This is a genomic window from Janthinobacterium sp. BHSEK, assembly GCF_056174685.1.
The window spans coordinates 1-5,862 of the sequence record NZ_JBWBYV010000111.1 but is presented as its reverse complement, the minus strand read 5'-3'; the positions used below and the strand labels follow the sequence as shown (position 1 = coordinate 5,862).

Sequence of the window (5,862 nt, the reverse complement as noted above, 5' to 3'; positions counted from 1 at the left end):
TCCGGGGCCGGCAGCGCTTTGCGGTCGACCTTGCCGTTCGGCGTGAGCGGGAAGCTCTCCAGCATCACGAACGCGGCCGGAATCATGTAGTCGGCCAGGTGCCGGGCCAGTGCGCCGCGCAGGTCGGCAGCCGACGGCGCGGCGCCCGTCTGGACAGTCAGATAGGCCACCAGACGCTTATCGCCCTCCCCTTCCTCGCGCGCCACCACCAGCGCTTCGCGCACGCCGTCACAAGCGGCCAGGCGCGCCTCCACCTCGCCAGGTTCGATGCGGAAGCCGCGGATCTTGACCTGGAAGTCGTTGCGGCCAATAAAGTCGATGTTGCCGTCCGGCAGCCAGCGCGCCAGGTCCCCAGTCTTGTAAAGCCGCGCTTCCGGCCCGCCGGAGAAGGGATCGACGACGAAGCGCTCCGCCGTCAGCTCAGGACGATTCAGGTAGCCTCGGGCGACGCCGGCGCCGCCGATGCAGATCTCGCCCACTACGCCGAGCGGCACCGCCTGCATGTTCTGGTCAAGGATGTAGATTTGTACATTGTTCATCGGCTTGCCGATCGGCACAGACGAGGAGCACGTGCCGTCGCATCGGTAGATCGTCGAGCACACCGACGCCTCGGTCGGGCCATAGGCGTTGAACAGGGCATGGTGGGCGGACCAGCGTTGCGCCAGTTCCGGTGGACAGGCGTCGCCAGCGACGATCAGGGTCATGCGCGCCAGCTCGGCCGGCTCGCCGCACACGGCCAGCGCCGACGACGGCAAGGTCACGTGGGTGATGCCATGGACACGCAGAGTCGCCAGCAGCGGCTCGCCCGGCAGCATGGCGTCGGCATCGGCCAGGAACAGGCTGGCGCCGCTGGAGAGCGCCATGACGATTTCCGAGATGCTGGCATCAAAACTGAACGAGGCGAACTGCAGCACGCGACTTTCCGGACCGACCTCGAAGGCCGCGCTCTGCGCGTTTGCCAGGTTGCACAGGCCGTCGTGACGGTTCATCACGCCCTTCGGCTTGCCGGTCGAGCCCGAGGTGTAGATGACGTACGCCAGATGCCGCGGCGTCAGGCCGATCGCAGCCGGATCCGGATTGCCATCGTCCTCGGCGGCGATGCGGGCGGCATCGGCTTCATCATCGAGCACAAGGCGCGGCAGGTCGACGTGTGGCAGTGCGGCATTCAGCGCCGATTGGGTCAGCAGGGCCGCCGGCGCGCTGTCGTCGAGCATGTAGGCCAGGCGGTCGGCCGGGTAGGATGGATCGAGGGGTACATAAGCGGCGCCGGCCTTGAGGATGCCGAGCAGCGCCACCACCATCGGCACGCCGCGCTCGACGCAGATGGCGACCCGGTCATCGGGCCGCACGCCGATGGCGCGCAGCCGATGCGCCAGTTGATTGGCCTGGCGGTTCAGGCGGGCATAGCTCAGTTTCTCCTCGCCATGCGCCAGGGCGATCGCTTCCGGCCGGGCCTTGGCCTGGGCTTCGAACAACTGATGGATCAAACCGCTGTGTGGCCAGGTCCGCGCGGTATCGTTGAAATCGACCAGCAGATGGCGGCGCTGTTCGGCGCTGTTCAGCGCCAGCTGGCGCACCGGCTTGCCCTCGTCCTCGACCATGGCGTGCAGCAGGGTGCAGAAGTGGCCAACCATGCGCCGCGCGGTGGCTTCGTCGTACAGGTCGCTGGCATAGCGCAGGCTGCCCACGCAGTCGTCGCCGGTATCGGTCAGCGACAGCGTCAGGTCGCACTGCGTGGTGTCCTGCGTCTGCTCGATCGGGCTCAGGGTCAGACCGGGCAGATCAAACACACTGTGGCCAGGGTTGTTGTGAATGGTCAGCATGACCTGGAACAGCGGGCTGTAGCTGGTGCTGCGCACCGGCTGCAGCGCTTCCACCACCTGTTCGAACGGCAGATCCTGGTGCTCGTAAACGCTCAGGGTATGTGCTTTGACCTGGGCCAGCAACTGCGCCACGGTCGGGTTGTCCGCCAGCCGCACCCTCATCGCCAGGGTGTTGACAAAGAAGCCGATCAAGTTTTCCAGCTCGACGCGCTGGCGGTTGGCCACCGGCGTACCCACCACCACATCGTCCTGGCCCGACAGGCGCGCCAGCAGCGCCGCCCAGCCTGCCAGCAGGGTCATGAACAGGGTGGCGCCGTGCCTTTGGCTCAGCGCCTTCAAGCCGGCCGTCAGCTCTGCACCCAGCACCAGCGGAACGCTGGCGCCGGCATAACTTTGGCGGGGTGGACGCGGACGGTCGGTCGGCAGCGCCAGCAGCGCTGGCGCGCCCGCCAGTTGTTCCTTCCAGAAAGCGCACTGGGCTTGCGGCACCGCGCCCTGCAACCACGCGTGCCGCCAGGCGGCATAGTCGCCGTACTGGATCGCCAGCGGCGGCAACGGGTCGGCCCGGCCCTGGCTGAAGGCGGTGTACAGCATGCTTATCTCGCGCACCAGCACGCCAAGCGACCAGCCATCGGAAATGATGTGGTGCTGGGTGACCAGCAGCACGTGCTCGTCTTCGGCCAGGCACAGCAACTGGCCGCGGATCAGCGGCCCCCTCACCAGATCAAACGGCTGCGCCACCTCGGCCGCACTGATGCCGTTCAGGGCGAAGTCGCGCTCATGGCCGGACAGCTGGCTCAGATCGCGCTCGCTCAGGGAAAAACCGGCCGTCGCTGCAGCGATCACCTGCCCGGTCCGGCCGTCGACGCTGGAGAAGGTGGTGCGCAGGCTTTCGTGACGGGCCACGATACGGTTTAGCGTGGCCCGCAGTGCGACCTTATCCAGCTTGCCTTTCAGGCGCAGTGCGGACGGCACATGGTAGGCGACGCTGGCGGCGTGGTCGAGCTGGTCGAGGAACCACAGCCGCTGCTGTGAATCGGAGGCTGGCGTCACGCCGCCCGCCGTCCGCAACGGGATCGGCGCCAGCGCCGGCACCGAAGCCGTGGCGGCAGCCTGCAGACGACGCTCGATTTCGGCGGCCTGCGCCGCCACCGTCGGCGTATCAAACAGCGTGCGCAGGGCCAGTTCCACGCGCAGCGCCGAGCGGATACGGGAAGCCAGTTGCACCGCGATCAGCGAGCTTCCGCCCAGCAGGAAGAAGTTGTCCTCGCTGCCGACCGGCTGGATGCCCAGCAGGTTCTCCCAGATCGCGCACAGTGTTTGTTCGGTCGGCGAGCGCGGCGCCACATACGGCGTCGCCAGTTCGGGACGCTGGTGGTGCGACAGCAGCGGCGCGCGCTCCTCGGCGGCGTCCGCATCCGGTGGCCCCGCCTGGTCGGCCAGACTGGAGGCCTCGGCCAGGTCCGGCGTGTCCATGTAGCGCTGCTGCGCCGCGATCCAGTAGCGCTTGCGCTGAAACGGATAGGTCGGCAGCGGAATGCGGCCGCCGGTGGCGTCGCCATACACGGCGTCCCAGTCGATGGCGCAGCCGTTGGCCCACAGTTGACCCAGCGCACCAAGCAGCACGCTCACGCCGCTGTCGGCGGCGTCGCGCCGCGGCATCGTCGTGATCGTCACCGCCCGGCGCGGCGTGGCGCCGGCTGCCGCCTCGCGGCGCAGCAGGTTGGCCAGCGTATGCCCGGGACCGATTTCGACAAAGACGTAGGCAGGATTATCCAGCAGCTTATTCAGGCAGGCCCCGAATTGCACAGTGTGGTGCAGATGGGCGACCCAGTAGTCGGGCGAGGTGGCCTGTTCGGCGCTGATCCAGTCTCCGCTCAGGTTGGAGAGGTAAGGCACACGCGGTGCGTTCAGGCGCACGCCGGCGCAAACGCTGCGGAACTCCTCGAGGATAGGCGCCATCAGGCCGGAATGCGAGCCCGGCCAGCCTGACAGCAACTGGAAATCGCAGCCTTCGCGCTCCAGCTGTGCGGCCAGTTTTTCGGTGGCGGCGGGGGTGCCGGAAATGGTGCACGCCTGGCTGCCGTTGACACAGGCCAGCCACAGGTCATCGCCGAGACGTGCCTGCACCTGTTCCGGCGACATCAGCACCGCCAGCATATTGGCGCTGGGCAGGCTGCCGATCAGCCGGGCGCGGGCGACGACGATGGTCAGCGCGTCGGCCAGCGAGAATACGCCCGCCAGGCAGGCGGCGACGTACTCGCCCAGGCTGTGACCAATCATGGCGCTCGGTGTCAGGCCCCATGCGGCCAGTTGGCGGGCGATGGCGTATTCTACGGTGAACAGGGCCGGCAGGGCCAGTTCGGTGCGGTTCAGCGTGGCGCTGGCCTCCGGCTCGGCTACATCGCCTGTGAACAGCACGGCGCGCAGGTCGCGGCCGAGGATAGGCTGCAGGATGGCGGCGCACTCGTCTACCGCATCGCGGAACACTTCTTCGGCGGCGTAGAGAGTGCGGCCCATGTCCACATACTGGGTGCCGCCGCCAGGGAACATGAAGACCAGTTCGGGTTGCTTGCCATCGGCCGCCACCGGCAGCCCGCGGACCGACTGCGCCTGCCTGAGCGCCGTCGCGGCTTCGGCCACATCGGCGGCAGCCACCGCACGGCGATGAGCGAAGTGACGGCGGCCGTGCAGCAGCGTCCAGGCGGCGTCGGCCAGGTTGGTGTCCGGCTGTTCATCCAGGAAGCGCGCCAGATTGGCGGTGGCCTGGTCCAGCGCGGCCGGGGTCTTGGCCGACAACAACAGCAACTGCGCCACGCGCGCACTGTCGCGCGGCGCGGCCGGCGGCGCTTGTTCCAGCACCACGTGGGCATTGGTGCCACCCAGGCCGAAAGCGCTGACGCCGGCGCGGCGCGGCTGGCCGGCGCCGCCCCATGGACGCAGCACGGTATTCACGAAGAACGGGCTATTGGCAAAGTCGATGTGCGGATTCGGGGTGTCGCAGTGCAGGCTGGGCGGGATTTCGCCGTGCTTGACGGCCAGCGTGGCCTTGATCAGGCCCGCCACGCCGGCTGCCACGTCCAGATGGCCGACATTGGTCTTCAGCGAACCGATGGCGCAGAACTGGCGGCGCTCGGTCGATGCCGCGAATGCCTGCGTCAGCGCGCTCACCTCGATCGGATCGCCGAGATGAGTGCCGGTGCCGTGCGCCTCAATGTAACCCACGCTGTCGGCGGCAATGCCGGCCACGGCCTGCGCCTCGCTGATCACCGCGGCCTGGCCGTCGATGCTGGGCGCGGCGAAGCTGACCTTGTCGGCGCCGTCGTTGTTGATGGCCGAGCCGCGTATCACCGCATGGATGGTATCGCCGTCGGCACGGGCGGCGCCGAGTCGCTTGAGCACCACCAGGCCCAGGCCGTTACCGGTAATGATGCCGGTGGCATCGGCGTCGAAGGCGCGGCAATGGCCGTCGGCCGAGAACACCCCGCCTTCGGTGTGTAGGTAGCCGCGCTTCTCGAAGGTGTGCACCGCGACGCCGCCGGCAAGGGCCATGTCGCACTCGCCGTTCAGCACACTCTGGCAAGCCATGTGCACCGCCACCAGCGAAGTCGAGCAGGCGGTCTGCACCACCACGGCGGGGCCATGGAGGTTCAGCTCGTAAGCGGCACGGCCGCACAGAAAATCTTTCTCGTTGGCCAGCATGAGCTGGCGGCTGCCGACCGTCTGAATCAGTTGAGGATTGGAAAACAGATTTTCCATCAGGTAAGCGCTGAGCGCCGTGCCGGCGAACACGCCAACCGCGCCGGCGTCAGTGCCGGGCGCGTAGCCGGCGTGCTCGAGCGCTTCCCAGCAGCATTCCAGAAACATGCGGTGCTGCGGATCCATGATCTCCGCCTCGCGCGGCGACATGCCAAAGAACTCGGCATCGAACATGTCGAAGCCGGACACCAGCGACGCTGCCTTGACATAGTCCGGATGGGCGATCAGCGAGGGCGGGACGCCGGCCCGCATCAGGTCCTCGTCAGACACCGGTTCGACC

General features: G+C 67.8%; 1 protein-coding gene. It reads right to left on the bottom strand.

Going from position 1 to position 5,862, the window contains the following annotated elements; translation table 11 throughout:
- A partial coding sequence (locus AC0V2Y_RS26750) for a hybrid non-ribosomal peptide synthetase/type I polyketide synthase (RefSeq protein ID WP_475418400.1) occupies positions 1-5,834 on the bottom strand: 5,834 nt, incomplete at its 3' end.
- Positions 5,835-5,862 lie beyond the last annotated feature (28 nt).